The sequence below is a fragment of the Streptomyces sp. NPDC050416 genome, assembly GCF_044458845.1.
Classification (GTDB): domain Bacteria; phylum Actinomycetota; class Actinomycetes; order Streptomycetales; family Streptomycetaceae; genus Streptomyces.
In genome coordinates, this window is sequence record NZ_JBITII010000013.1 from 92,232 (window position 1) to 116,863 (window position 24,632).

24 protein-coding genes are annotated in these 24,632 nt (G+C 72.0%); 18 read left to right on the forward strand and 6 right to left on the reverse strand.

Annotated features, from left to right (window positions below; genetic code table 11):
- Positions 1 to 8: 8 nt before the first annotated feature.
- From rfbH to ACIBL4_RS33555, 3 genes are read left to right on the forward strand one after another with little or no spacing between them, the layout of a single operon-like run.
- Positions 9 to 1,310 (forward strand): lipopolysaccharide biosynthesis protein RfbH, encoded by a 1,302-nt coding sequence (gene rfbH / locus ACIBL4_RS33545; RefSeq protein WP_399415545.1) that lies wholly within the window; start codon positions 9 to 11, stop codon positions 1,308 to 1,310.
- A 7-nt stretch (positions 1,311 to 1,317) separates the two neighbouring features.
- Positions 1,318 to 2,103 (forward strand): 3-oxoacyl-ACP reductase FabG, encoded by a 786-nt coding sequence (gene fabG, locus ACIBL4_RS33550; RefSeq protein WP_399415546.1) that lies wholly within the window; start codon positions 1,318 to 1,320, stop codon positions 2,101 to 2,103.
- Positions 2,104 to 2,111: 8 nt separating this feature from the next.
- Positions 2,112 to 3,470: a nuclear transport factor 2 family protein gene (locus tag ACIBL4_RS33555; RefSeq protein ID WP_399415547.1), complete on the forward strand. Its 1,359-nt coding sequence runs from the start codon at positions 2,112 to 2,114 to the stop codon at positions 3,468 to 3,470.
- Positions 3,471 to 3,559: 89 nt separating this feature from the next.
- Here ACIBL4_RS33555 and ACIBL4_RS33560 read toward each other — a convergent pair whose 3' ends face one another.
- Positions 3,560 to 4,291 carry an SDR family NAD(P)-dependent oxidoreductase gene (locus tag ACIBL4_RS33560; RefSeq protein WP_399415683.1) on the reverse strand — a complete coding sequence of 244 codons (732 nt, stop codon included), beginning with the start codon at positions 4,289 to 4,291 and terminating at the stop codon, positions 3,560 to 3,562.
- Between the two features lie 55 nt (positions 4,292 to 4,346).
- Positions 4,347 to 4,772 carry a nuclear transport factor 2 family protein gene (locus ACIBL4_RS33565; protein ID WP_399415548.1) on the reverse strand — a complete coding sequence of 142 codons (426 nt, stop codon included), beginning with the start codon at positions 4,770 to 4,772 and terminating at the stop codon, positions 4,347 to 4,349.
- Positions 4,773 to 4,921: 149 nt separating this feature from the next.
- On the opposite strand from ACIBL4_RS33565, the gene ACIBL4_RS33570 reads away from it, so the two are divergent.
- The 3 genes from ACIBL4_RS33570 to ACIBL4_RS33580 are packed head-to-tail and all read left to right on the forward strand — an operon-like array spanning position 4,922 to position 7,596.
- Entirely contained in the window at positions 4,922 to 5,701 is a 780-nt protein-coding gene (locus ACIBL4_RS33570) for a cyclase family protein (protein WP_399415550.1), read from the forward strand.
- A 60-nt stretch (positions 5,702 to 5,761) separates the two neighbouring features.
- The gene (locus tag ACIBL4_RS33575; RefSeq protein WP_399415551.1) at positions 5,762 to 6,490 is read left to right on the forward strand and encodes a class I SAM-dependent methyltransferase; all 729 of its coding nucleotides are present in this window, start codon (positions 5,762 to 5,764) and stop codon (positions 6,488 to 6,490) included.
- Positions 6,487 to 7,596, forward strand: a complete 1,110-nt coding sequence (locus tag ACIBL4_RS33580) for a DegT/DnrJ/EryC1/StrS family aminotransferase (RefSeq protein WP_399415552.1) — start codon at positions 6,487 to 6,489, stop codon at positions 7,594 to 7,596. The genes ACIBL4_RS33575 and ACIBL4_RS33580 overlap by 4 nt, the downstream gene beginning before the upstream one ends.
- Positions 7,597 to 7,678: 82 nt before the next feature.
- Here ACIBL4_RS33580 and ACIBL4_RS33585 read toward each other — a convergent pair whose 3' ends face one another.
- The 4 genes from ACIBL4_RS33585 to ACIBL4_RS33600 all read right to left on the reverse strand — a co-directional run bounded on the left by ACIBL4_RS33585 (position 7,679) and on the right by ACIBL4_RS33600 (position 12,085).
- The gene (locus ACIBL4_RS33585; protein ID WP_399415553.1) at positions 7,679 to 9,127 is read right to left on the reverse strand and encodes an NDP-hexose 2,3-dehydratase family protein; all 1,449 of its coding nucleotides are present in this window, start codon (positions 9,125 to 9,127) and stop codon (positions 7,679 to 7,681) included.
- A complete protein-coding gene (locus ACIBL4_RS33590) occupies positions 9,124 to 10,086 on the reverse strand; it encodes an NAD-dependent epimerase/dehydratase family protein (protein ID WP_399415554.1) in 963 nt (320 codons plus the stop codon). The genes ACIBL4_RS33585 and ACIBL4_RS33590 overlap by 4 nt, the downstream gene beginning before the upstream one ends.
- 8 nt (positions 10,087 to 10,094) lie before the next feature.
- Complete coding sequence (locus tag ACIBL4_RS33595) at positions 10,095 to 10,721, reverse strand: dTDP-4-dehydrorhamnose 3,5-epimerase family protein (RefSeq protein ID WP_399415555.1); 627 nt, start codon at positions 10,719 to 10,721, stop codon at positions 10,095 to 10,097.
- Positions 10,722 to 10,792: 71 nt separating this feature from the next.
- Positions 10,793 to 12,085: an activator-dependent family glycosyltransferase gene (locus tag ACIBL4_RS33600; protein WP_399415557.1), complete on the reverse strand. Its 1,293-nt coding sequence runs from the start codon at positions 12,083 to 12,085 to the stop codon at positions 10,793 to 10,795.
- A gap of 243 nt (positions 12,086 to 12,328) precedes the next feature.
- Here ACIBL4_RS33600 and ACIBL4_RS33605 point away from each other — a divergent pair, with 243 nt between their 5' ends.
- The 12 genes from ACIBL4_RS33605 (at position 12,329) to ACIBL4_RS33660 (ending at position 24,563) form a co-directional block, all read left to right on the forward strand.
- Positions 12,329 to 12,892: a PadR family transcriptional regulator gene (locus tag ACIBL4_RS33605; protein WP_399415558.1), complete on the forward strand. Its 564-nt coding sequence runs from the start codon at positions 12,329 to 12,331 to the stop codon at positions 12,890 to 12,892.
- Between the two features lie 115 nt (positions 12,893 to 13,007).
- On the forward strand, positions 13,008 to 13,919 hold the full coding sequence (locus tag ACIBL4_RS33610; RefSeq protein WP_399415559.1) for a hypothetical protein: 912 nt from the start codon (positions 13,008 to 13,010) through the stop codon (positions 13,917 to 13,919).
- Positions 13,920 to 14,035: 116 nt separating this feature from the next.
- Positions 14,036 to 14,371 carry an antibiotic biosynthesis monooxygenase family protein gene (locus ACIBL4_RS33615; protein ID WP_399415560.1) on the forward strand — a complete coding sequence of 112 codons (336 nt, stop codon included), beginning with the start codon at positions 14,036 to 14,038 and terminating at the stop codon, positions 14,369 to 14,371.
- Complete coding sequence (locus ACIBL4_RS33620) at positions 14,368 to 15,636, forward strand: beta-ketoacyl-[acyl-carrier-protein] synthase family protein (protein WP_399415561.1); 1,269 nt, start codon at positions 14,368 to 14,370, stop codon at positions 15,634 to 15,636. Before ACIBL4_RS33615 ends, ACIBL4_RS33620 begins: the two co-directional genes overlap by 4 nt.
- Complete coding sequence (locus tag ACIBL4_RS33625; RefSeq protein ID WP_399415562.1) at positions 15,633 to 16,877, forward strand: ketosynthase chain-length factor; 1,245 nt, start codon at positions 15,633 to 15,635, stop codon at positions 16,875 to 16,877. The genes ACIBL4_RS33620 and ACIBL4_RS33625 overlap by 4 nt, the downstream gene beginning before the upstream one ends.
- Positions 16,874 to 17,908 carry a ketoacyl-ACP synthase III family protein gene (locus ACIBL4_RS33630; RefSeq protein ID WP_399415563.1) on the forward strand — a complete coding sequence of 345 codons (1,035 nt, stop codon included), beginning with the start codon at positions 16,874 to 16,876 and terminating at the stop codon, positions 17,906 to 17,908. The genes ACIBL4_RS33625 and ACIBL4_RS33630 overlap by 4 nt, the downstream gene beginning before the upstream one ends.
- Positions 17,905 to 18,957, forward strand: coding sequence for an acyltransferase domain-containing protein (locus ACIBL4_RS33635; RefSeq protein ID WP_399415564.1), 1,053 nt, complete (start codon positions 17,905 to 17,907; stop codon positions 18,955 to 18,957). The genes ACIBL4_RS33630 and ACIBL4_RS33635 overlap by 4 nt, the downstream gene beginning before the upstream one ends.
- A gap of 145 nt (positions 18,958 to 19,102) precedes the next feature.
- Positions 19,103 to 20,353 (forward strand): P450-derived glycosyltransferase activator, encoded by a 1,251-nt coding sequence (locus ACIBL4_RS33640; protein ID WP_399415565.1) that lies wholly within the window; start codon positions 19,103 to 19,105, stop codon positions 20,351 to 20,353.
- 34 nt (positions 20,354 to 20,387) lie between these two features.
- A complete protein-coding gene (locus tag ACIBL4_RS33645; RefSeq protein WP_399415567.1) occupies positions 20,388 to 21,668 on the forward strand; it encodes an activator-dependent family glycosyltransferase in 1,281 nt (426 codons plus the stop codon).
- A 21-nt stretch (positions 21,669 to 21,689) separates the two neighbouring features.
- Positions 21,690 to 22,679 (forward strand): dTDP-glucose 4,6-dehydratase, encoded by a 990-nt coding sequence (gene rfbB, locus ACIBL4_RS33650; RefSeq protein ID WP_399415568.1) that lies wholly within the window; start codon positions 21,690 to 21,692, stop codon positions 22,677 to 22,679.
- 67 nt (positions 22,680 to 22,746) lie between these two features.
- Positions 22,747 to 23,736 (forward strand): ATP-binding cassette domain-containing protein, encoded by a 990-nt coding sequence (locus ACIBL4_RS33655; RefSeq protein ID WP_399415569.1) that lies wholly within the window; start codon positions 22,747 to 22,749, stop codon positions 23,734 to 23,736.
- Positions 23,733 to 24,563 carry an ABC transporter permease gene (locus ACIBL4_RS33660; RefSeq protein WP_399415570.1) on the forward strand — a complete coding sequence of 277 codons (831 nt, stop codon included), beginning with the start codon at positions 23,733 to 23,735 and terminating at the stop codon, positions 24,561 to 24,563. The genes ACIBL4_RS33655 and ACIBL4_RS33660 overlap by 4 nt, the downstream gene beginning before the upstream one ends.
- The last annotated feature ends 69 nt before the right edge of the window (positions 24,564 to 24,632 follow it).

The window sequence follows — 24,632 nt, forward strand, 5'->3', positions numbered from 1 at the left end:
ATTCAGAGGTGACGGACACCAAGGCGCTGGTGCTGGAACTGGCGCGCAAGTACCACAAGGAACAGGGAACGCGCGCCTTCGAACCGGGGGCCACGCCAATCCTGTCCTCGGGCGCGGTTCTCGACGAGGAGGACCGGCACGCCCTGGTCGAGGCGGCCCTGGAGATGCGGATCGCCGCCGGTGTGCGCACCCGGAAGTTCGAGAGCGAGTTCGCCCGCTATTTCCGGCTGCGCAAGGCGCACATGGTGAACTCGGGATCGTCGGCCAACCTGCTGGCGGTCAGTGCGCTCACCTCACCGAAGTTGAAGGACCTGCGGCTGCGCCCCGGCGACGAGGCCATCACGGTGGGCGCCGGCTTCCCCACCACGATCAACCCGCTCGTCCAGAACGGCCTGACGCCGGTGTTCGTGGACGTGGAACTGGGCACCTACAACGCCTCACTGGCGCAGATCGAGGCGGCGATCTCCTCCCGCACCAGGCTCATCATGATCGCGCACGCCCTCGGCAACCCGTTCCCCGTCGCCGAGGTCGCGGAACTGGCCTCCCGGCACGACCTGTTCCTCATCGAGGACAACTGCGACGCCGTCGGTTCAACCTACGGGGGCAGGCTCACCGGCACCTTCGGAGACCTGTCGACGGTGAGCTTCTACCCCGCCCACCACATCACCGCGGGCGAGGGCGGCTGCGTCCTCACGTCGAGCCTGGAGCTGGCCCGGATCGTGGAGTCGATGCGCGACTGGGGCCGGGACTGCTGGTGCGAACCGGGCACCGACAACACCTGCCTGAAGCGGTTCGACTACCAGCTCGGCACCCTCCCGGCCGGCTACGACCACAAGTACATCTTCTCCCACGTCGGCTACAACCTGAAGGCCACCGACCTGCAGGGCGCCCTGGCGCTCAGCCAGTTGCAGAAGGTGGACGACTTCGTCGCGGCCCGCAAGCGCAACTGGCGGCGGCTGCGCGACGGACTGGCCGATGTGCCCGGACTGCTGCTGCCGCGGGCCACCCCGGGCAGCGACCCCAGCTGGTTCGGCTTCGCCCTGACCGTGCTGCCCGGCGCCGGCTTCACGCGCAGGGACCTCGTCGACTTCCTGGAAGGCCGGAAGATCGGCACCCGCCGGCTGTTCGGCGGGAACATCACCCGCCACCCCGCCTACCAGGACGTGCGCTACCGGGTCGTGGACGAGCTGGCCAACTGCGACACCGTCACGGAGGACACCTTCTGGATCGGCGTCTATCCGGGGCTCACCAACGAAATGCTCGACTACGTCGTCGAGTCCATCACCGAGTTCTGCACGCGAAGGGGCTGATCAGACCATGTCCGCACACCCCAGCCGGGTCGCCGTCGTCACTGGTGCCACCAGCGGGATCGGCCTCTGCGTGGCACGTTCGCTGGCCGCCGCCGGCCACCGCGTGTTCCTGTGCGCCCGGGACGCCGACCGGGTAGCGCTCACCGTCAAGGAACTGCGGGCGGAGGGCCACGACGTGGACGGCGCCGCCTGCGACGTACGCGACGTGGCGCGGATCGAGACCCTGGTGTCCGCCGTGGTGGAGCGCTACGGGCCCGTCGAGGTGCTCGTCAACAACGCCGGACGCAGCGGTGGCGGCCAGACCCACACGATCACCGACGAGCTGTGGGACGACGTGATGTCCACGAACCTGGACAGCGTCTTCCGCGTCACCCGCGCGGTACTGACCACCGGCCGCATGCGGGAGCGGGGCTGGGGCCGGATCGTGAACATCGCCTCCACCGGCGGCAAGCAGGGCGTGGTGCTGGGCGCCCCCTACTCCGCCTCCAAACACGGAGTCGTCGGCTTCACCAAGGCCCTGGGCCTGGAGCTGGCCACGACCGGGATCACGGTCAACGCGGTGTGCCCCGGCTATGTGGAGACCCCCATGGCGGAGCGGGTCCGGCAGGGCTACGCCGCCGCCTGGCAGACCACGGAGGAGGAGGTGCTCGACCGGTTCCAGGCCAAGATCCCGCTCGGCCGCTACACGACACCCGACGAGGTGGCGGGCCTGGTCGGCTACCTGCTGACCGACACGGCCGCATCCATCACCGCGCAGGCGATCAACGTCTGCGGCGGGCTGGGAAACTACTGAGGAGAGCCATGCCGGACGAGACCGTGCATCACACCCTTCACGAGATCGACGTTCGGGCGCCCGCCGAGGCGGTGTTCGACCTCGTCGCCGAAGCCTCCCGCTGGCCGGTGCACTTCCCGCCCAGCGTCCACGTCGAGCGCCTGGAGGGCGACGAGCGGCAGGAGCGGCTGAGGATCTGGGCGACGGCCAACGGCGAGATCAAGAGCTGGACCTCGCGCCGCGAACTGGACCGGGCGGGACTGCGGGTGACGTTCCGTCAGGAGGTCTCCCGGGCGCCGGTGCGATCCATGAGCGGCGAGTGGCGGCTGGAGCCGCTCGGCGCGGACAGCACCCGGGTCCGTTTCACGCACGCGTTCACCGCCGTGGACGACGCCCCCGAGCACGTGGAGTGGATCCGCCGGGCCGTCGACACCAACACCGGGTCCGAGCTGGAGGCGCTGCGCCGGGGCGTCGAGGACGCGGACCCGGACCTCACCTTCACGTTCGACGACAGCGTGCGCGTGAACGGCTCGGCGAAGGACGCCTACGAGTTCGTCCGCGCGGCCGACCGCTGGACGGAGCGGCTGCCGCACGTCGCCCGGGTCGTCCTCACCGAGGACACTCCGAACGAGCAGATCCTGGAGATGGACACGCTCACCGCCGACGGCGAGACCCACACCACCCGTTCGGTGCGCGTCTGCTTCCCCGCCGAGCGGATCGTGTACAAGCAGATCCGGACGCCGGCGCTGATGGCCGCGCACACCGGCGAATGGATCTTCGAGGAGGACGAGCGGGGCTGCACCGTCACCTCACGTCACACCGTGCGGATCGAGCCGGAGGCCGTGACCACCGTCCTCGGCCCGCAGGCCGGCGTGGCCGCCGCCCGCACCATGATCCGGGAGGCGCTCGGCCGCAACAGCCTCGCGACGTTGCGGTGCGCGGCGGAGTACGCCGAGCGGTTGCGCGGCGCCGAGCCGGTCTCCGCCGAGACGTACGTCGCCGTGCAGCAGTTCTACGCGCGGCAGATGCGGCTCCTCGACGAGCGGCGGGCCGAAGAGTGGGTGGCGACCTTCACCGAGGACGGCGTCTTCGCACAGAACACCGTCCCCGAGCCCCTGCGCGGCCGGGAGGCCGTCGCCGCGGCCGTACGCCGGAATCTGGAGCGGACGGCGGACACACCGGAACAGCGGCGGCACGTGTTCTCCATGCTCACCGTGGTGCCCGGGCCCGACGGCTCCCTGAACGCCCGCTGCTACGCGCAGGTCCTGGTGACCCCGCGCGGCGGACCGGCCCGGCTGCACCTGAGCGCGGTGTGCGAGGACGAACTGGTGCCGCACGGCGACAGCTGGCTGGTCCGCCACCGCAGGGTCGAGCACGACGGCGTCTGAGCGTTCACCTCGACCCGCACGCACGTCCACGGGCCGCACCGGCGAACGGTGCGGCCCGTGGACGTGCGCGGGCCGGTGCCCGGAGGGGGTCAGGTGAGGGAGAGACCGCCGTCGACCGGGACGACCGCGCCCGTCACGTAACGGCCCCCGGGGTCGGCCAGCGCGGTGATCCACCAGGCCACGTCCTCGGGGGTGGCCACCCGCCCGACGGGGATCCGCTCGGAGCTCTGCCCGAGGAACCCCTGGTACTCCTCGGCGGACATGCCGACCCGCTCTCCGATGCCGGTCTCGGTCACGCCCGGTGCTACCGACACCACCCGGATGCCGCGCGGCGCGAGCTCCACGGCCCAGGTGCGGGTGAAGTGGTTCAGCGCCGCCTTCGTGGCCCAGTAGACCGAGTTGTCGGGGAACGCCTGGATGCCCAGCGACCCGGCGGAGCTGACGTTGACGATGGTGCCGCCGGTCGCCTCCAGGGCGTCCAGCGCGGCCTGTGCCACGAAGGCCGGCGCGATCAGGTTGACGGCGACCTGCTGCTCGGTCGCGGCCCGGTCGAGCTTGGAGAGCGGCGCGAACGTACCGGTCCCGGCGTTGTTGACCAGCACGTCGACGCGTCCGAACGCCCGCAGCGCGGCCTCCACCACCACCTCACCGGCGCCCGGTTCGGTGATGTCCGCCGCCAGGGTGCGGATGCCGTCGTGGCCGTCGGCGGTCTCGTCGAGGGCGGCGGATGTGCGGCCCACGACCAGGACACGGTCGCCCTGCCCGGCGAAGCGACGGGCCGTCGCACGGCCGATTCCGGTGCCGCCACCAGTGATGATCACAGTCCTAGGAGTCATGCCGGGACGCTACTGACGACGGCTCGAAGCGGGGTCGAGGTCAGTCGCCCGGCCGGTCGTCGCGGGTGATGTGCCGCTCCGCCACGAGCAGTTCACCGTCACGCGGGACCAGCCGGTCGCGCATCAAGCAGCACAGGTGCACCCGCGGGGCGCCACCGCGCGGGGTCGCCAGGATCTGCACGTACGACACGGTCTCGATCCCGTCGGCGGTGTCGCGGGCGGTCGTCATCGTCACCCAGTGACGGTGTACCTCCCCGGCCGCGGCCCGCTCCTCGGTCGCCGCCCGCGCGCCGGCGGCGATGTCGTCCCGGCCCCGGACGGGCTCCGTCATCGACGGGGCCGCGAAGGTGGCGTCGGGCGTGAATGTGCCGGCCCACGCCTCGGCCTCCCCACTGTCCAGCAGCTGCATGTGGCGGGCGTAGAACTGCTGGATGTCCGTGCTGTGCGTGCTGTGGGCGTTGTCCATGAACGGCCTCCCGTACGACGGTCCTTGCCGCCCGACCCTGACGCACCCCTGTCGAATCCCGCTCGAGACGGCCGCGCGGTCGTTGAGCGGGATTCCAATGCCTTCCGAGCGGCTGCGGCCAGGCTGGCTTGGTCGTCCAGGAGGTGACCGTGCGCATCATTGACCTGTCCTCGCCGGTGGACTCCGGCTCGTTCGAACCGGACCCGGTTGTCCATGAGGTGATGTCCCCGCGTGAGGGCGCGCTGCACATGCGCGACGAGATGCGGCGCCACTTCGGCATCGAGTTCGACCCCGACGACCTGCCCGACGGCGAGTTCCTCTCGCTGGACCGGCTGAGTCTGACCACCCACACCGGTACCCACGTCGACGCGCCCTCGCACTACGGCTCCCGGACGACGTACGGCACCGGCGTCCCCCGGCACATCGACGCGATGCCGCTGGAGTGGTTCCTCGCCCCCGGCGTAGTCCTGGACGTGCGGGGCCGTGAGGCGGGCGTGGTCGACGCGGCCGACCTCCGCAAGGAGCTCGACCGGATCGGGTACACGCTCGCCCCGTCCGACATCGTCATCCTGCACACCGGCGCCGCCGAGTGGTCCGGCACGAGCCGGTACTTCACCGACTTCGTCGGGCTCGACGCGAGCGGCATCGCCTTCCTGCTCGACGCCGGCATCCGCGTGGTCGGCACCGACGCGTTCAGCCTGGACGCGCCGTTCGCCACGATCATCGCCGAGTACCGGCGGACCGGGGACCCCGCCGTGCTCTGGCCGGCCCACATCGCCGGACGCCACCGGGAGTACTGCCAGATCGAGCGGCTGGCGGGACTGCGGGAACTGCCCGCACCGTACGGCTTCCAGGTGGCCTGCTTCCCGGTGAAGGTGGCCGGCGCCGGGGCCGGCTGGGCGCGGGCGGTCGCCCTCGTCGACGACTAGGAGAGCCCCGGCCCACCGCCACCTGGCGCCCCAAGACAGCAGCCGACCCGAGGAGAAACCATGTACAGCACGGACCTCGCCGAGGTCTACGAGACGGTGTACCGCAGCCGGGGCAAGGACTGGGCGGCGGAGGCCGAGGACATCGCGGCTCTGGCACGCCGGCATGCCCCGGGCGCCGACGCGCTGCTCGACGTGGCGTGCGGCACCGCCGCCCATCTCGGACCGTTCAGCAAGCTCTTCGCCACGGCGGAGGGCCTGGAGATCGCGGCGCCGATGCGTGACCTGGCGCTTCGGAGGTGGCCCGGCCTGACCATCCACGAGGGCGACATGCGCGACTTCGACCTCGGCCGCCGGTACTCCGTCGTCACCTGCATGTTCTGCGCCATCGGCTATCTCGGCAGCGTCGAGGAGATGCGCTCCGCGGTGGCCTCGATGGCCCGCCATCTCGACCCGGGAGGCGCGCTGATCATCGAACCCTGGTGGTTCCCCGAGCAGTTCCGGGAAGGGTTCGTGGCCGGGGACCTTGCCCGCGAGGGCGACCGGACCGTGGCCCGGATCTCCCACTCGACCCTCCAGGGGCGCGCCACCCGCATGGAGGTCCGCTTCCTCGTCGGGGAGCCGTCGGGCATCCGGACCTTCACCGAGATCGACGTACTGACCCTCTTCACGCGTGAGGAGTACGAGCAGGCGTTCACGGACGCCGGTTGCTCCGTCACGTACCGGCCGGGCCCGCCGACGGGCCGCGGCCTCTTCGTCGGAGTCAAGGAGCGGGAGGTGTCCGAGCGATGACCACATACGTCTGGGACTATCTGCGGGAGTACGCCGAGGAGCGCGAGGAACTCCTCGACGCCGTCGACACCGTGTTCCAGTCCGGTCAGCTCGTCCTCGGCGAGAGCGTCTCCCGCTTCGAGCAGGAGTTCGCCGCCTACCACGGACAGGCGCACTGCGTGGGCGTGGACAACGGCACCAACGCGCTCGTCCTCGGCCTGCAGGCACTCGGGGTGAAACCGGGCGACGACGTGATCACGGTGTCCAACACGGCGGCCCCGACCGTCCTGGCCATCGACGCCGTCGGGGCCCGGCCGGTCTTCGTCGACGTGCGTGAGGAGGACTACCTCATGCGCACCGACCTGCTCGCCGACGCGCTCACCGAGCGCACCACGGCCATCGTGCCGGTGCACCTGTACGGGCAGTGCGTCGACATGGCCGCGGTGACCGCCTTCGCCGAGCGCCACGGGCTGAAGGTCCTGGAGGACTGCGCCCAGGCCCACGGCGCCCGCCACCACGGCCGGCTGGCCGGGACCATGGGCGACGCCGCGGCCTTCTCCTTCTACCCGACGAAGGTGCTCGGGGCGTACGGCGACGGCGGTGCCGTGGTCACCCGGGACACCGGCACGGACGCGAACCTGCGCCGGCTGCGCTACTACGGTATGGAGGACCGGTACTACGTTGTCCAGACCCCCGGACACAACAGCCGCCTCGACGAGGTCCAGGCGGAGATCCTCCGCCGCAAGCTACGGCGCCTCGACGCCTACATCGAGGGCCGGCGGCGCGTGGCGCGACGCTATGCGGAGGGGCTGGGGGACACCGGCCTGGTCCTTCCCGCGAACGCGGTGGGCAATGATCATGTCCACTACGTCCACGTGGTGCGCCACCCCGAGCGGGACCGCATCATCGAGCGGCTCAAGGCGTACGACATCGAGCTGAACATCAGCTACCCCTGGCCGGTGCACACGATGAGCGGCTTCGCCCATCTCGGTTACCGCGAGGGCGATCTGCCGGTGACCGAGCGGCTGGCGAAGGAGATCTTCTCCCTGCCGATGTACCCCTCGCTGCCGCAACACGTCCAGGAGAAGGTGATCGAGGCGCTCCGCGAGGTGATCACCGGCCTCTGACGCCGTACGGGTGCCCGCGAACGCCGTGTCCCGGTGAGGCCGACCGCCTCACCGGGACACGGCGTTCGCGGGCCTGCTGCCGTCAGGCCCCGTGGTACAGGCTGTGCAGGCAGGCGATGAGGCTGCGGGCCTGGACGTTGACGTAATGGCTGTGCCGCAGGAGGTCCGACAGCTGGTGCAGCGTCATCCAGCGGTAGTCGGGATGGTCGCGGGGCACGTCCTGGTCGGTCTCCACGATCATGTACCGGTTGAGCGCGTGGAAGAAGCGGCCGCCCTCCTCGGACAGCACCGTGTCGAACCGGACGCGCTCCGCGGGCGCCCTGAGCACCTCGTCGAGGAAGGGCGGCGCCGTGCCGCCGGGCAGCTGTGCGTGGCTCTCCGCCACGCACTGAACGGTCGGGCCCAACTCCGCCACATCCGCGAAACCCGGCTCCACGCGCGCGTGCACGAGGACGTGCAGCACGCCCTCGAACCGCCGGACGAGGAAGGCGATGACGCCCTCCCCGACCGGTTCGATCATCGGCTGGCTCCACCGGTGGACCTCGCGGCCGCCGGCGTCCACCCGTACCCCGATGACGTCGAAGAAGGCGCCCGCGTCGTGGTGGATCCGCTCGTCGGTGCGGTTCCAGTCCCGCAGCTCGCCGAGCGCGACCCGGCGGACCGCGATGTCGTTGCTGGTGCGCCGGTCGGTGATCCAGCCGAGGATCTCCGCCGCGCTGTGCACACCGACCGACCCGGGATCGCCCGAGCGCAGCAGCGCGGACCGGAAGTCGTCACCGTCCGGTTTGTCGACGCCCGCCCCGGTGAACGGCAGGCACGACAGCACGGTCCGGGCGTCCATGTTGACCGTGTCCCTGCGTCCCAGCAGCTCGTGGATCTGGCCCAGGGGCATCCAGCGGTACCCGTCGCGGGCCTCCACGGGCTCCGGCAGCTCGATGATCACGTTGCGGTTGCGCTTGCGGTAGAACCACGACCCCTGCTCGGACTGCCGTACGTCGGCGAGCACCCCCGGACGGCGGTGGATGTCCAGGAAGTGCTCCAGATACGGCACCGGGCGCCCCTGGTGGACCCGGGTGTAGTTGCTGCGGGTGGCCTGGACGGTCGGGGAGAGCTGGAGCCCCTCGGCGTTGCCGGGCTCGACCTTCGCCTGCATCAGGCAGTGCAGTACCCCGTCGACGGGGGCGGTGAGGATCCCCAGGATGCCGATCTCCGGCTGGTTGATGATCGGTTGTGTCCACCGCGGGACCGGCGTGCCCGGACGCTCGACCTCCAATCCGTGCACGGTGAAGAACCGGCCCGTGTGGTGGCGCAGATCGCCGGTGTCCGGGTCGGTCTCCCAGCCCTCCAGGGCGTGCAGGGGAACCCGGTCGACATGGGTGTAGGCCTGCCGGCCGTAGTCGGCGAACCAGTCACTGACGTCGGAGAGGTCGCCGAGAGGGCCGGTCCGCAGTCGCGCCGACGCGTCGATCCGCCGCTCGACGGGATCGCGGGTGGTCGCGGAAGCGGTTGCTGAGGCGCGGGAGTTGCTCATGAGACCTCCAGGGAGGTGGAGCCGGCTGCCGCTTCCCACATCGCCCGGACGGAGTCGCCGAGCGGGATCGTGGGCCGCCAGCCGAGCACCTGGGCGGCGAACCGGATGTCCGCGCAGGTCCAGCCGCCGCCCTTGCTGGCGACCTCGGCGGAGTTGAGCCGCGCCGACGCGGTGTCCACGCCGGCAGCGTCGAACAGAGCCTCGACCAGGCCGCGCATCGGCACCGCCTCGCCGCGCCCGATGTTCACGACCAGGCCGCTGACGGGCGCGTGCACCGCGGCGACGGCCGCCCGGGCCAGGTCCCGTACGTCGACGAAGTCCCGCCGGGCGTCGGCGACGTCGAGGGTGAGCACGTCGCCGGGGCCGAGGGCGCGCAGCCGGGCCACGACGCCGCCGAGGAAGCTGGCCGTCGTGGTGTGCGGTCCGCAGACGTTGACCGCGCGCAGCACGATCCCGTCCACCCGGCCCGCCCGGGTCTGGGCGAGCAGGTGCTCGGAGCCGGTGCGCTTGGTCAGTCCGTACGGGGTCAGCGGGCCGGGTTCGCGCTGTTCGTCGATGAGGACGCCGTCGGGCACGGGCCCGTACTCGTGGATCGACCCCATCTGGACGATCCGCAGCCGCCGGGAGGTCGCGGCACACCCGTCGGTCAGGCGCTCCAGGAGATCGATGTGGGCGCGGCGCATCTCCTCCACGGTGGTGCCCCAGCCGCCGGTGGCATTGATCACCGTGCCGACACCGTGTGCGTCGAGGAGCGCGGCGAGCCGTTCCGGCGCGGTGCCGGCGACGTCGAGGGGGACGAAGGCGTGCGCGCGCGTGTGGGGAGCCGGGTGCCGGGCCACCGCGAGCACCCGGTGCCCGGTCCGCAGCAGTTCGTCGCAGATGCTGCGGCCGACGCACCCGGTGGCACCCAGCACGGCCACGGTGGCGGTGGCCGTCTCGCCCTGCGTGGTGGTGGACATCGCCGGGCTCACCGCGGGACGCCGACGCCTGAGGGCTGCCACAGGCGCTCCTCGACCGCGGCGCACTCGGCATAGTCGGGCAGCAGGCCCTGGGCCCGCGCCGCGGCGAAGGACAGCGCCGCGGCGTCCCGGTCCGACTGCACCGTGTCCAGGTCCGAGGGGATCCGCACGTCCAGGTCCTTGTCGAAGATGTCGACGGCGAGCTCGTTCTCGGCCACGTACGGGCCGGTGAGCAGGTAGGACATGACGGTGTCGTCCTCGAGCGCGACGAAGGCGTGGCCGACGCCGACCGGGAAGTACGAGGCGCGGAAGTGGACCTGGTCCATCTCGACCGCGTCCCACTGCCGGAAGGTCGGCGAGCCGACCCGCAGGTCGACCACGATGTCGAGGGCCCGTCCGCGCGCGCAGTACACGTACTTCGCGGTACCGGGCGGCGTGACGGTGAAGTGGATGCCGCGGACCGTGCCGCGCCGGGAGATGCTGTGGTTGGTCTGCGCCACCGGGAAGTGCGGACGTCCCAGAGCCTGCTGGAACGCCTCCAGCTGGAAGGGGGAGACGAACAACCCGCGGTGGTCGCGGAACTGACGGGGGGTGAATTCGTACGCCCCCTCGACCTTGAGCTTACGGATCTGCATCGCTTGGTTCACCGTCCGTGTGGTAGTGGGGTGCGGCAGGGCCGGCGGCCCGGGTGCGGGTCTCGCGCCGGTCACCGGCGGCGGTACTCGGCGGCCAGGCGCTCCAGCGTGGGGACGACCTGCGCGGGGGCGGGAGCGGCCAGCGCCTCACGCCGCAGCGCCTCGGCGTTGCGCTTGAAGACCGGTTCCTCGAGCAGACGGACGAGCAGCTCGCGCAGTCCCTTCGCGCTGAGCTTGCCGGGGACGTACAGCCCGGCCTGGCGCTCTTCCAGGTAACGGGCCTTGTTGATGGTGTCCCAGACGCCGTCGACGACGATGAGCTGCGGCACGCCGTGGATCATCGCGGTGCCGAAGCTGCCCGATCCGCCGTGGTGGATCACCGCGTCGCAGGTGGGCAGCAACGCGTCCAGCGGGACGAAGTCGACGGCCCGCACGTTGTCCGGGAGGGAATCGAAGTCCTTCAGCTGGTTCTCGTTGAGCGTGGCGACGACCTCGACGTCGTCGAGACCCGCGACGGCCTCCAGCAGGTCGCCGATGGAGGCCCGGTCGGCGCCCAGCACCTCGCGGTGCGCCACGCCCAGGGTGATGCACACCCGGCGGCCCCGCTTCGGCGGCTCCTGGAGCCACTGCGGCACCGTGGACTGGCCGTTGTACGGCACGTACCGCACCGGCACGTAGTGCAGGTCCACCGGGAACCGCATGGACGCCGGCAGCGGGCAGACGGTGAAGTCGCCCGTCACCGCGGCCTCCTCGAAGGAGGCGCCGTGCCGCTCCAGGCTCCAGGTGAGCCACTCGCGCAGCGGGTCGTCCCGCAGCTCCGGCGGGCGCGCGGCCAGCTGCTGCAGGAACGTCTCCCGCATCCGGCCCGCCAGGTCCAGGCCGAAGAGCAGCCGGCCGTGCGCCGTCCCGGTGGCCATGGCGGCGATCGCGCCGGCGAAGGTCATGGTGTCCCACAGGACCAGGTCGGGCTTCCAGGAGCGGCAGTGCTCCACCAGCTCGTCGACCATCTGGTCGGAGCAGCAGTTCTGGAAGACGACCGAGGTCATGGCCGTGAACACACCGAGTGTGTAGTCCCAGGTCAGCCGCTCCGGGCGGACCTCGCTCATGTCGAGACCGACCTGCGCCTGGCTCTCCAGCTGGTCGACGTCCTGGCCGATGTTCTCCTGGGTCTCCTGCATCTGCTCGTCGAGACGCAGTTCCTCCCCGACCCCGACGGCGGTCAGCCCGGTACGGGTGATCTCGTCGGCGAGATCGGGATGGCTGGCGATCCTGACGTCGTGGCCCGCTGCCTTGAGGGCCCAGGCAAGTGTCACCTGGGCGTGCATGTGCGACTTGGCGGCGAAGGTGGTGAAGAGTACCCGCATCCCAACCCCTGTTCCGGCGAACGACCGTATGCGATGGGCCTCCACACTCGGGCCGTGACCTCGTACGGGAGTCGAGAGTCGTTGCAGCGGCGCTCGACGCGGGGCGCTGTGCGCGTTCCGCCCCTCCCGCGCCCGCGGAGAACAGCAGGTCATGTACTACCGTGGGACCAGCCGGCGACGCCCGGTCGATGCGCGGGGCACCGGTTGCGGTCCGTGCCGTGAGGGAGATTCAGCAGGGAGACGATGTCTGCCACGAGATTGCTCGTCCTGGGGGTCGTGCGCATGCACGGCCGGGCGCACGGCTATCTGGTCCGCTCCGAGCTGCTGTCCTGGGGTGCCGACGAATGGGCGCACATCAAGTTCGGCTCGATCTACCACGCGCTCAGGCAGCTGGCCAAGGACGGGCTGCTCAAGTCGACTGACATCCCCGACTGGCCTGGGCGGGTCGACTACGAGATCGCGCCCCCGGGCGAGGAGGAGTTCTTCCGGCTGCTGCGTGACGCGCTGCGCCAGGGGAACAACCGGCCGGACATGCTGGGGGCGGCGCTGGTCCTGCTGCCCGCGCTCAGCCGCGAGGAGGCGATCGGTCTGCTGCGCGAGCGCATCGCGTCGCTCTCGGCCGAGCAGGGTGAGCTGATCGCCAAGGTCGACGAGACGGCGGGCGAGCGGCCGCAGCGGGCCCACATCCGTGAGCTCCTCGGCCTCTGGGAACACAGCGCCGCGAGCCAGGCCGCCTGGACCGAGGCGCTGATCGAGCGCCTGGAGGCGGGTGCCTACGTCATGGCGGGGGAGGAGAAGGGCGCCTGAGAAGGAGCCCTTCCGGCCGTTGACCGGGGTTCGGTGGATGACGGCACGCGTGCCGTGATACTCAAGTTTGCATACCCATCATGCCCGTCCCGAGAGGACGACCGCTGTGCCGATCATGCTGACCTCCGAAGACGTGGACGACGCCTTCGACGACGAGGCCTTCATGGAGGACCGGTTCTCCGACGTCCAGCGACTGCTCCTCGGCCATGGGCCGGCGCTCGGCCCCGAGACCCTGGTCCTGCTCCCCGCCACACGCTGCCGGCTGACCGTGGGGCCCCATGCCCCCGGCCCCTTCGGCCGGTGTTTCGCCGTCCGTCTCGACCCCGGCGTCGACCAGTCCGCCCCGTGCGTGGAACTGCTGCTCGCCGATGACGGATCCCTCCTCGGCCTCGTCGACGCCGGCGCCCTGGACGGCTGGCGCAGCGCCATCCCCTCCGGGCTCGCCGCGCGGTATCTGGCCCCGCCGGTGCCCTCCATGCTCGGTCTCTTCGGCACCGGTGAACCGGCCTGGTCCTGCCTTCTCGTCCTGCACCGCGCGCTGCCGTCGCTCTCCGAGGTGCACGTCGTCGGCCGGGAGCCCGGCCGGGCCCGGGACTTCGCCGACGCGGCCGCCCTGCGCACCGGTCTGCGGGTGCGCGTCTCCGAGGACGCCCGCACCACCGCCGGGGGCGCCGACGTCGTCGCCACCACCGGCGGCCATCCGCCTGTGAGGACCGAGTGGCTCACGGCCGGGGCGCTGCTGATCGACCAGACCGCCACGGCCGCGCACGTCGCCACCGACTCCGACGTCCGGCACGTCAGCCTCGCTCCGCCCTACGGCGGCTCCGCCGGCACCCGGCACGAGCCCTTGCTGCTCGCCGAGATCGTCGCTGGCCGGGCCCTGCCCCGGCGCACCGGCTCCGACATCGTCCACTACCAGGGCGGTGAGCTGGCCGGCTGGGGCGCCATCGCCGCCGCCGCCGGGCTCGGCCACGCCTGGCAGCGGGACGTCGGCATCCCTGTGCGGCTGGGGCGCGGCAGCCCCTGACCCGGGGGTGGGATCCAGCCGTCTTCTAGGCCGTCGCGAGGCACGCCACCGAGGGTTTCAGTCTGACCTCGGCGTACGCGTCGCCGGACGCCCGGACGATGAGGAGCACCGATCCCATGTCAGCTGAGCAACCCGGCCCCGCCTCCGGCGGCCCGGTCACCTTCGTCAACAGCTTCACCCTGCGCACCACTCCGGAAGAGTTCGAGGACGTCTTCGCCCGCACGGCACGGTATATGGAGCACCAGCCCGGCTTCCTCGGCTACACCCTCGTACGCCACGTGGAACAGCCGCAGGCCTACGTCAACATCGCCCGCTGGGCCGATGTCACCTCCTTCCGCGCCGCCGTCGGCCAGGCCGGCTTCCGGCCGCACGCCGAGGCGCTGCGGGCGATCAGCACCAGCAGCTCGAACCTCTACCTGGAGCGGCACAGCGCCACCGGGGAGGTCCGATGACCCGGCGGGTCGCGATCACCGGGATCGGAGTGGTGGCCCCCGGCGGCATCGGCACCAAGCAGTTCTGGCAGACCATCACCGGCGGCCGCACCGCCACCCGGACCATCAGCCTCTTCGACCCCGCCCCCTTCCGCTCCCGGATCGCGGCCGAGTGCGACTTCGACGCCGCGGAGCACGGCCTGAGCCCCGAGGACGCCGAACGGCTCGACCGGGCGGCGCAGTTCGCCCTGGTCGCGCTGCGCGAAGCCGTCCTCGACAGCGGCCTGGAGCCCGACCCCGACACCGCCCACCGCACCGGCGTCAGTCTCGGCAGCGCGGTCGGCTGCACCCAGAAACTCGAAGAGGAGTACGTGGCCCTGAGCGACGGCGGACAGGAGTGGCTGGTCGACCACACCGCCGCGGGCGCGCACCTGTACGACCACTTCGTGCCGAGTTCCATGGCCGCCGAACTCGCCTGGGAGGCCGGCGCCGAAGGCCCCTGCACCGTCGTGTCGGCCGGCTGCACCTCCGGCCTCGACTCGGTCGGGCACGCGGCGGCCCTCATCCGCGAGGGCACCGCCGACGTGATGATCGCCGGGGCCACCGACGCCCCCATCTCCCCGATCACCGTGGCCTGCTTCGACGCCATCCGGGCCACCTCCCCCCGCAACGACGACCCGGCGACCGCGCTGCGCCCCTTCGACCGCACCCGCAACGGCTTCGTCCTCGGCGAGGGCGCCGCCGTCCTGGTCCTGGAGGAGCTCACGGCGGCCCGGCGCCGGGGCGCCCACGTGTACGCCGAGATCGCCGGCTACGCCTCCCGGGGCAACGCGTACCACATGACCGGGCTGCGCACCGACGGCCGGGAGCTCGCCGCCGCCGTCGACGCCGCCCTCGACGAGGCCCGGCTCGGGCCCGGCGCGCTCGGCTACGTCAACGCCCACGGCACCGCCACCAAGCAGAACGACGTGCACGAAACCGCGGCCCTCAAGCGCAGTCTCGGGGCCCACGCCCACCGGATCCCGGTCAGCTCCATCAAGTCGATGATCGGGCACTCGCTGGGCGCCATCGGCTCCATCGAGATCGCCGCCACCGCGTTGGCCCTCGAACACGGCGTCATCCCGCCCACCGCGAACCTGACCGACCCCGATCCCGAACTCGACCTGGACTACGTCCCCCTGCACGCCCGGGAGCGGCACATGTCGGCCGCGCTCACCGTGGGCAGCGGCTTCGGCGGTTTCCAGAGCGCCATGGTGCTGCGCCGGCCCGAGGGGCGGGCCGCATGACCTCCGTCGTGGTCACGGGCATCGGTGTCGTCGCCCCCACCGGTGTCGGACTCGACGCCTACTGGGCGGCGACCCTGCGCGGCGAGGACGGCATCCGGCGCGTCCAGGCGTTCGACCCCAGCCGCTATCCGACACGCCGGGCGGGCGAGGTGACCGGGTTCGAAGCGGGCGACCACCTGCCCAGCCGGCTGATCCCGCAGACCGACCGCATGACCCAGTTCGCCCTGGCCGCGGCCGACTGGGCCGTCGCCGACGCCGGCATCGACCTCGACTCCGTGCCGTCGCTGGAACGCGGTGTCGTCACGGCCGGCTCCTCCGGCGGCTTCGGCTTCGGCCAGCGCGAGCTTCAGCACCTGTGGGGCGAGTCCCCCAAGAAGGTCAGCGCCTACATGTCCTTCGCCTGGTTCTACGCCGTCAACACCGGCCAGATCTCCATCCGGCACGGCATGAACGGGCCGACCGGTGTCTTCGTCGGCGAGCAGGCCGGCGGCCTGGACGCCCTCGCCCACGCCAGACGCCAGATCCGTGCCGGTGCGCAGCTGATGATCTCCGGCGGCATGGACTGCTCCCTGTGCCCGTACGGCATGGCCGCCCAACTGGCCGGCGGACGGCTCACCGCCGACACCTACCGGCCCTTCGACGACCGGGCCTGCGGCCATCTGCCCGGTGAGGGCGGCGCTCTCCTCACCCTGGAGAGCGGCGAACGGGCCCGTGCGCGCGGGCGCGGCCATTACGGCGAGATCGCCGGATTCGGCGCCACCTTCGACCCGCGCCCCGGATCCGGGCGCCCCCCGGCCCTGCGCCGGGCCGTCGAGCAGGCCCTCGCCGACGCCGGCGCCGGGCCGGAGGAGATCGCCGTCGTCTTCGCCGACGGCGCGGGCGTGCCCGAACTCGACGCGGCCGAGGCCGACGCGCTGACCGAGGTCTTCGGCGCGCGAGGAGTGCCGGTCACCGTGCCCAAGACGGCCACCGGCCGGCTCTACTCCGGCGCCGGCCCGCTCGACGTGGTCACCGCCCTGCTGACCTTGCGCGAGCGGCTCGCCCCGCCGACGGTCAACGTCACGCGGGTCCCCGACACCTACGGTCTCGACCTCGTCGTCGGCCGGCCCCGGCCGGTGTCCGGCACGGCGGCCCTGGTCCTGGCCCGCGGCCACCACGGCTTCAACAGCGCCATGGTCGTACGGGCCCCCGCGCCCGGCGACGCGGTCGCGCACCGGTCCGGGGGGAGGGCGGCGGCATGAACGGCGGCGAGCTGTACATCAGGGCCACCGGGACGTGGCTGCCCCCCGCCGAACCGGTCGCGGACGCGGTCGCGGACGGCCGCTGCGACGCCGCCGTCGCCCGCTCCACCCGGATGGAGTCGGTGACGGTCTCCGCGGGGGACCCGGCTCCCGAGATGGCGGCCCGGGCCGCCCGCACCGCACTGGAGCGGGCCGCCGCCGAACCGGGCGACATCGACCTGGTGCTGCACGCCAGCTTCTACTACCAGGGCTTCGACCTGTGGGCCCCCGCCTCGTACGTCCAGCGGACCGCCGTCGGCAACCAGTGCCCCGCGATGGAGATCCGGCAGGTCTCCAACGGCGGCATGGCGGCCCTCGACCTGGCCTGGGCCTACCTGGCCGCCGACCCGGCCCGGGTGGCGGCCCTGCTGACCACCGGGGACCGGTTCTGCCCACCGGGGTTCGACCGGTGGCGCAGCGACCCGGGAACCGTCTACGGCGACGGCGGCACCGCCCTGGTGGTCTCACGGCACTCCGGATTCGCCCGGGTCCGCAGCATCGCGACCGTCTCCGCCCCCGACCTGGAGGGCATGCACCGCGGCGACGACCCGTTCGGGCCGGCCCCGTTCAGCCACCGCGAGGTCGTCGACCTCGAGGCGCACAAGCGTGACTTCCTGGCCCGCCACGGGGTCGCCCCGACCGTCGCCCGGGTCGCCGCGGCGCAGGAGGCCGTCGTCAAGCAGGCGCTCGCTGACGCAGGGCTGGGCCTCGCGGACATCGACCGGTTCGTCCTGCCGCACCTGGGCCATCGCCGGCTCCATGTCGCCTACTTCGCCAAGTTCGGTATCGACCCCGCACGCAGCACCTGGTCCTGGAGCCGGACGATCGGGCACCTGGGCGCCGGAGACCCCTTCGCCGGACTCGACCACCTGGTCACCAGCGGGGCGCTCGGGCCCGGTGACACGTGCCTGCTCTTCGGTGTCGGCGCCGGCTTCAGCTGGTCCTGCGCCGTCGTCGAGATCCTGAACGCACCTTCCTGGAGGGACCGATGAACGGCGTACGTCCGACAGCGACCGGGCGGGACGCGGGCGCGGCCCGCCCGGTCGCCCTGCTGCTGCCCGGCCAGGGATCGCAGCACCTGCGCATGGCCGCGGGCCTCATGGCCGCCGAGCCCGTCTTCGCCGAGGCGATGGACGAGGCGCTGACCGCCCTGACGGACCTCGGCGGCCCCGGCGGGGTCGGCACCGGCCTGCGCGAGGACTGGCTCGGGACACGCGATCCCGCGGTGATGGACCACGTCACCCGGTCCCAGCCGCTGCTGTTCGCGGTGGACTACGCCCTCGGGCGGCTCGTGCTCGGCTGGGGCGTGCGGCCCGTCGCCCTGCTCGGCCACAGCATCGGCGAGGTGGCGGCCGCGGTCCTCGCCGGCGTCTTCACGCTGCGGGACGCCGCCGCCATGGTGCACGACCGCGTCGTGCGGCTGGCGGACGCGCCGCCCGGCGGGATGGTGGCCGTCGCCGCCACCCGGGAGGAGGTGGCGCCCTTCCTCACCGGCGGTGTGGTCGTCGGTGCCGTCAACGCCGTACGCCAGACGGTCCTCGCCGGACTCGACGAGCCGCTGCGCACCGTCACGGCGGCACTGGCCGACGCCGGGTTCGTGCTGCAGCGGGTACCGGCTTCCACGGCGTTCCACAGCCCGGCGCTGGCCCCGGCCATGAGCGGTGCCGGAGAGCGGATCGCCGCCCTCCCCGTCGGTGAGCCCCGCATCCCCGTCCTGTCCGGCTACACGGCCCGGTTCCTGACGCCGGCCGAGGCGAAGGACCCGGCCTTCTGGGCCCGTCAGCCGGTCGCACCCGTGCTCTTCTGGCCCGCCCTGGACGCGCTCCTCGCGGAGCGCGACCTCGTGCTCGTCGAGGCCGGTCCGGGCCAGGGGCTGTCCCAGCTGGCCCGCCGCCACCCGGCCGTGCGGTCCGGCCGCTGCGCCATCGTCCCCCTGCTGCCGGCCCGGCCGGGCACGGCCGAGGACGACGTGACAGCCGTACGCGCCGCTGCCGAGGCCCTGCGACGGCTCGCTCCCGTGCCGGCCGTGCGGGCCGTGTAGCGCGTGTCGAGTGCCTTTGTAGGCATGCGGCCTAGCGTCGCCCCTGGCGCTTCGCCCCTTCTTCGTCCGCCGGATCCGCGGACCTGTCATCCGGATCCGCGGATCTCTCATCACCTGTCAGGACTCTTCTCCCGAGGACGGTGTCATGCTGACTGAGCAGACCAACAGCGAGTTGGGTCGGCACCTGCTGACCATCCGAGGCGTCCAGTTCATCTTCGGCGCCCAGGGCGACCCCTTCGCCATGATCCTGCGCGCCGGTGACGACGACCCGCTCGGCCACGGGGCGCGCGCCCGCGAACTCGGCCTGCACGAGAGCAGCATCGGCGCGTGGGTCACCGCCGGCCGCGAGCTCGGTGCCCGCATCCTCGGCGACGCGCGGTTCTCCCCGCGCCACGCCGAGGAGGGGCCGCAGCACCACCCCGGCGTCGACGTCTGGGAAAACCCGCTGCTGTGCCATGTCGTCCCCCTCGACGACACCCACCTCAACCTCGACCCGGCCGCGTACCGGAAGCTGGCCGGGGCCGCGGCCCCGCTGCTGTCGGCCGAGGCGCTCGGCGCGCGGCTGCCGGAGATCGAGGCGGCCTACCGCGAGACGCTTGCCGCGACGGGCGAACGGTTCGACCTGTACCGGGACTTCGCCGTCCCTGCCGCCCTGCGAGTGGTGGCCGACGTGCTCGGCCTGCCCGCCGGGACCCGTCGGCGCCTGCCCGAACTGCACGCCGGCCTCGCCACCGCCCTGGACGCCGGGCACTGCCCGCAGCAGCTGGCGACCGCCCGGGCCCTGCTCACGGCCGTGACGGACCTCTCCGCCGAACTGACCGGCCTGGTCGACGACGGCAGCGCCACCGGCCTCGCCGCCCTGACCGGCGCCTCGCCGCAGGACGCGGTCGCGATCGGGGCGCTCGCTGTCGTGGTGGGCGTCGAGGTCACCGCGACCGCCGTGTGCAACGCGGTGCAGGTCCTCCTGGAGCACCCCGGGCAGTGGGAGCGGATCGGGCAGGACCCCGAAGCGGCCCAGGCCGCGGTCCGGGAGGCCCTGCGGCTGGCTCCGCCGCTGCGGTTCGAGAGCCGTATCGCGCGCGAGCCGGTCGAGCTCGACGGCAAGACCGTCGAGGAGGGCCGGCGCGTCGTGGTGCTCGTCGACGCGGCCAACCGCGACCCGGAGGCCTTCACCGACCCGGACGCCTTCGTCCCCGAACGCACCGACGGCGACCGTTCGCTCACCCTGCTCGGCGGTCCCGCGGCCCCCGTCACCGAGGCGCTGGTCCGCGTCCAGACGGAAGCCGCGGTCCGGGTTCTCGCCGAGCTCCGGCCCGGCCTGCGCACGGGCGCCGAGGTGCTGCACCGCATGCGCTCGGCGGCGCTGCGCGGCGTCCTGCGCTTCCCGGTCGCATGACCGGAGCGACCATCACCAGGGGAGGAGCACCTCGGTGCGTGTACTGCTGACAGCCTTCGCACAGGACGCCCATCTCAACGGCGTCGTCCCGCTCGCCTGGGCGCTCAGGACCGCCGGGCACGAGGTCCGGGTGGCCAGCCAGCCAGCCGCGGTCGAGAGCATCACCCGCGCCGGTCTGACGGCCGTGCCGGTGGGCGAGGACCACCGCATGGACGCCGTCATCCCCACCGTCGGTCCCGGGATGCTCATGCACCACATGGACCGTGACTACCTGGAGAACCGTCCGGAGCGTTTGTCGCTCGACTACCTGCGGGTGTCGAACGCGATCCTGACGGCGACCTTCTACGCCCAGATCAACAACGACACGATGATCGACGCGCTTGTCGACTACGCCCGGTTCTGGCGGCCGGACCTGGTGCTCTGGGAGCCCTTCACCTTCGCCGGAGCCGTCGCCGCCAAGGCCACCGGGGCCGCCCACGCCCGGCTGCTGGCCTTCCCCGACCTCTTCGCCCACACCTATCTGACCCTGCGCCGGCGTCAGGAGGAACTGCCCGGGGAACTGCGCGACGACCCGCTGGAGGAGTGGCTGGCGTACACCCTCGACCGGCACGGGGCGACCTTCGACCCCGACGTGATCACGGGACAGTGGTCGGTCGACCAGATGCCTCCCGGAGTGCGGATGGAGCTGGGGCTGCCGACCGTGCCCACGCGCTACGTGCCGTACAACGGGCCGGGCCCGGCCGTCGTGCCGGACTGGCTGCGCAGGCCGCCGAAGCGCCGGCGGGTCTGCCTCACCCTCGGGCTCACCATCCGGGACACGGAGTTCCCCAACGCCGTCGACGTCGACGACGTCTTCGCCTCGCTGGCCGACCTGGACGTCGAGGTGGTGGCGACGCTGAGCGAGAAGGAACTCGCCCAGGTGTCACGGGTGCCGGACAACACGCGGGTGGTCGACCACGTGGCCCTGCTGGCCCTGCTGCCCACCTGCTCGGCGATCGTGCACCACGGCGGCGCGGGCACCTGGGCGACCGCCGCCGCACACGGGGTGCCGCAGGTGGCGCTCGGCTGGATGTGGGACGCGATCTACCGGGCCCAACGGGTGGAGGAGCTGGGCGCGGGGCTTCACCTGCACTCCGATGGCCTGACCGTCGACATCCTGCGCGACAAGCTCGTGCGGGTGCTCGACGACCCCTCGTTCGCACAAGGGGCGCGGCGGCTGCGCCTGGCCATGCTGTCGGCGCCCAGCCCCAACGAAGTGGTGCCGACCCTGGAGAAACTGACGGTGCGTCACCGACCGGCCGCCGCGGCGCGCTGACGGGACGAGGACGGGAGAAGCGTGAACATCCTGGTGACCGGTGCGGCCGGTTTCATCGGCTCGCACTTCGTCAGAACGCTGCTGGGCGGCGGCTACCCCGGACACGAGGAGGACCGGGTGACCGTCGTGGACAAGCTCACCTACGCGGGGACGCTGAACAACCTGCCCACGCACCACCCGCGGCTGACCTTCGTGCACGGCGACATCTGCGACGGCACGCTGCTGGACAAGGTGTTCCCGGGCTGCGAGGCGGTGGTGCACTTCGCCGCCGAGTCACACGTGGACCGTTCGGTGGCGGGCGCCGAGGCCTTCGTCCGCACCAACGTGCTCGGCACCCAGACCCTGCTCGAAGCGGCGCTGCGGCACGGGACGGGCGTCTTCGTCCACATCTCCACGGACGAGACCTACGGCTCCATCGCCGAGGGGCGCTGGACGGAGGACGAGCCGCTGCTGCCCAACTCGCCGTACGCGGCGTCGAAGGCGGCGGCCGACCTGATCGCCCGGTCGTACTGGCGCACCCACGGTCTCGACGTGCGCATCACCCGGTGCGCCAACAACTACGGTCCCGGCCAGCACCCCGAGAAGCTGGTCCCGCTGTTCACCACTCGCCTCCTCGACGGGCGGCCGGTCCCGCTGTACGGGGACGGCTCGAACCTACGGGAGTGGCTGCACGTGGACGACCACTGCCGTGCGGTTCAGCTGGTGCTGGACGGGGGGCGGCCGGGGGAGGTCTACAACATCGGCGGCGGCACCCACCTGACCAACAAGGAGATGACCGGCCGCCTCCTCGCGCTGTGCGGACGGGACTGGGACCTCGTGCGACAGGTCACCGACCGCAAGGGACACGACTTCCGGTACGCCGTGGACGACACGAAGATCCGCCGCGAACTGGGCTATGAGCCGCGCTGGTCGCTGGAGGCCGGGCTGCGCGAGACGGTCGAGTGGTACGCCGCCCACCGTGACCACTGGGATGCCCGGGAGGAGGGCGCCGACGCGGATACTAAAACTTGAATATCCGGCCCGCCCTCACTATGCTCGCCGGGTACCCAAATTTGAGCACCCGAAAGAAGGGGCAGGCATGGGCGGCGCCGATCTGGCGATCCAGACCGAGGCTCTGAAGAAGAAATACGGCGACAAGGAGGCCCTCGCGGGGCTCGACCTGGAGGTACCCCGAGGCGTCGTCTACGGGCTTCTCGGCCCGAACGGCGCCGGGAAGACCACCGCAGTCCGCATCCTCTCCACCCTGCTGAAGTACGACGAGGGAACAGCCCGGGTCGCCGGCTACGACGTCGCCACGCAGTCGGCCCAGGTCCGCTACAGCATCGGGCTCCTCGGCCAGCACGCCGCGGTGGACGAGGACCTGAGCGGCCGTCAGAACCTCGTGATGTTCGGGCGCTTATACCACATCGGCAAGCGCAAGGCCCAGAGCCGGGCCGACGAGCTGCTGGAGCGCTTCGGCCTGACCGAGGCCGCCGGAAAGCCGGCCAAGCAGTACTCCGGCGGTATGCGGCGGCGGCTCGACCTCGCCGCCAGCCTCATCCTGGCCCCGTCCGTGCTGTTCCTCGACGAGCCCACCACCGGGCTCGACCCGCGGGGCCGCAACGACGTCTGGGAGTCCGTCCGCGGCCTGATCGCCGAGGGCCGCACTGTCCTGCTGACCACCCAGTACCTCGAAGAGGCCGACCAACTGGCCGACCGTATTGCCCTGATCGACAACGGCAGGGTCGTCGAGTCCGGCACTCCGGACCAGCTCAAGAACAAGATCGGCGGCGACCGGATCGACGTCGTGCTCCGCCGGGCCCACGACATCGAACGCGCCGCCCGCATGATCGGCGCACTGCTGCGCTCCGAGCCCGAGACGGACGCCGACAACCGGCGCATCAGCGTCGTCGTCACCAACCGGGTCGCCGCCCTCACCGCCGTCGCCCGCGAGCTCGACGACGCCGGCATCGAGGCCGAGGACATCGCCCTGCGCAGGCCCACACTCGACGAGGTGTTCCTGAACCTGACCGGCAACGGGGCGGCCACGTCCGCCGAGCAGAGCCTCAAGGAGGTCGCCCAGTCATGACCGCGATCATCGCGCCCGAACTGCCCAGCAACCCCCTGGCCAAACTGGGCTGGGTCCTCGCGGACTCCTGGACGCTCACGCTCCGCGGACTGTCCCACTGGGCCCGCAACCCCACCCAGATCCTGGCCGGCCTCGCCTTCCCGATCCTGATGGTGCTGCTGTTCGGCGGCATCTTCGGCAGCGGCATGCAGGTCGAGGGCGGCGGGGACTACATGGAGTTCCTGATGCCCGGCATGTTCGTCATGTCGATGGCCTTCGGCATCGGCGAGACCATGGCCGGCGTCACCGCCGACGCCTCCAAGGGCGTCACCGACAGGTTCCGCTCCATGCCCATGTCGGCCGCCTCGGTGGTCATCGGGCAGAGCATCGTCAACATGCTCTACAGCACCGTGGTGCTGATGATCCTCATGGGCTGCGGTGTCATCGCCGGATGGGGCTGGAACGACGGGTTCGGGCAGGCGCTGGGCGCCTTCGCGCTCCTGCTGCTGCTCCGCTTCGCCCTGCTGTGGGTCGGCATCTACCTCGGCCTGATCATCAGCACCCCGGAGGCGGCCTCCGCCGTCTACACCCTGCTGTTCCCGCTCGGCATCGTCGCCAACACCTTCGCCTCCCCGGAGATGATGCCGGGCTGGCTGGCGGCCATCGCCGAGTGGAACCCGCTGTCGTCGACCGCCCACGCCACTCGTGAGCTGTTCGGCAACCCGGGCGTCGGGGGCACCTCGTGGATCGCCGAACACGCGATGCTCATGTCGTTCGTCTGGCCGCTCGCGATCTTCCTGGTGTTCTTCCCCCTGGCCGTCCGCAAGTACCGGGCCCTGAGCCGGTAGGGACGGCCCTGTGCCGGGGTGTGAGCCGGCTAATCCCCCGGGCCGGCTCACACCCCCCTCGCCTGTCCG

Bases quoted from the DNA above. Each gene is read 5' to 3' on its own strand.
- fabG (WP_399415546.1), top strand. From the start codon at position 1,318: ATGTCCGCACACCCCAGCCGGGTCGCCGTCGTCACTGGTGCCACCAGC.
- ACIBL4_RS33640 (WP_399415565.1), top strand. From the start codon at position 19,103: ATGCTGACTGAGCAGACCAACAGCGAGTTGGGTCGGCACCTGCTGACC.
- ACIBL4_RS33655 (WP_399415569.1), top strand. From the start codon at position 22,747: ATGGGCGGCGCCGATCTGGCGATCCAGACCGAGGCTCTGAAGAAGAAA.
- ACIBL4_RS33615 (WP_399415560.1), top strand. From the start codon at position 14,036: ATGTCAGCTGAGCAACCCGGCCCCGCCTCCGGCGGCCCGGTCACCTTC.
- ACIBL4_RS33565 (WP_399415548.1), bottom strand. From the start codon at position 4,772: ATGGACAACGCCCACAGCACGCACAGCACGGACATCCAGCAGTTCTAC.
- ACIBL4_RS33625 (WP_399415562.1), top strand. From the start codon at position 15,633: ATGACCTCCGTCGTGGTCACGGGCATCGGTGTCGTCGCCCCCACCGGT.
- ACIBL4_RS33660 (WP_399415570.1), top strand. From the start codon at position 23,733: ATGACCGCGATCATCGCGCCCGAACTGCCCAGCAACCCCCTGGCCAAA.
- ACIBL4_RS33630 (WP_399415563.1), top strand. From the start codon at position 16,874: ATGAACGGCGGCGAGCTGTACATCAGGGCCACCGGGACGTGGCTGCCC.
- ACIBL4_RS33605 (WP_399415558.1), top strand. From the start codon at position 12,329: ATGTCTGCCACGAGATTGCTCGTCCTGGGGGTCGTGCGCATGCACGGC.
- ACIBL4_RS33595 (WP_399415555.1), bottom strand. From the start codon at position 10,721: ATGCAGATCCGTAAGCTCAAGGTCGAGGGGGCGTACGAATTCACCCCC.
- ACIBL4_RS33585 (WP_399415553.1), bottom strand. From the start codon at position 9,127: ATGAGCAACTCCCGCGCCTCAGCAACCGCTTCCGCGACCACCCGCGAT.
- ACIBL4_RS33590 (WP_399415554.1), bottom strand. From the start codon at position 10,086: ATGTCCACCACCACGCAGGGCGAGACGGCCACCGCCACCGTGGCCGTG.
- ACIBL4_RS33600 (WP_399415557.1), bottom strand. From the start codon at position 12,085: ATGCGGGTACTCTTCACCACCTTCGCCGCCAAGTCGCACATGCACGCC.
- ACIBL4_RS33555 (WP_399415547.1), top strand. From the start codon at position 2,112: ATGCCGGACGAGACCGTGCATCACACCCTTCACGAGATCGACGTTCGG.
- ACIBL4_RS33610 (WP_399415559.1), top strand. From the start codon at position 13,008: ATGCTGACCTCCGAAGACGTGGACGACGCCTTCGACGACGAGGCCTTC.
- ACIBL4_RS33620 (WP_399415561.1), top strand. From the start codon at position 14,368: ATGACCCGGCGGGTCGCGATCACCGGGATCGGAGTGGTGGCCCCCGGC.
- ACIBL4_RS33575 (WP_399415551.1), top strand. From the start codon at position 5,762: ATGTACAGCACGGACCTCGCCGAGGTCTACGAGACGGTGTACCGCAGC.
- ACIBL4_RS33635 (WP_399415564.1), top strand. From the start codon at position 17,905: ATGAACGGCGTACGTCCGACAGCGACCGGGCGGGACGCGGGCGCGGCC.
- ACIBL4_RS33580 (WP_399415552.1), top strand. From the start codon at position 6,487: ATGACCACATACGTCTGGGACTATCTGCGGGAGTACGCCGAGGAGCGC.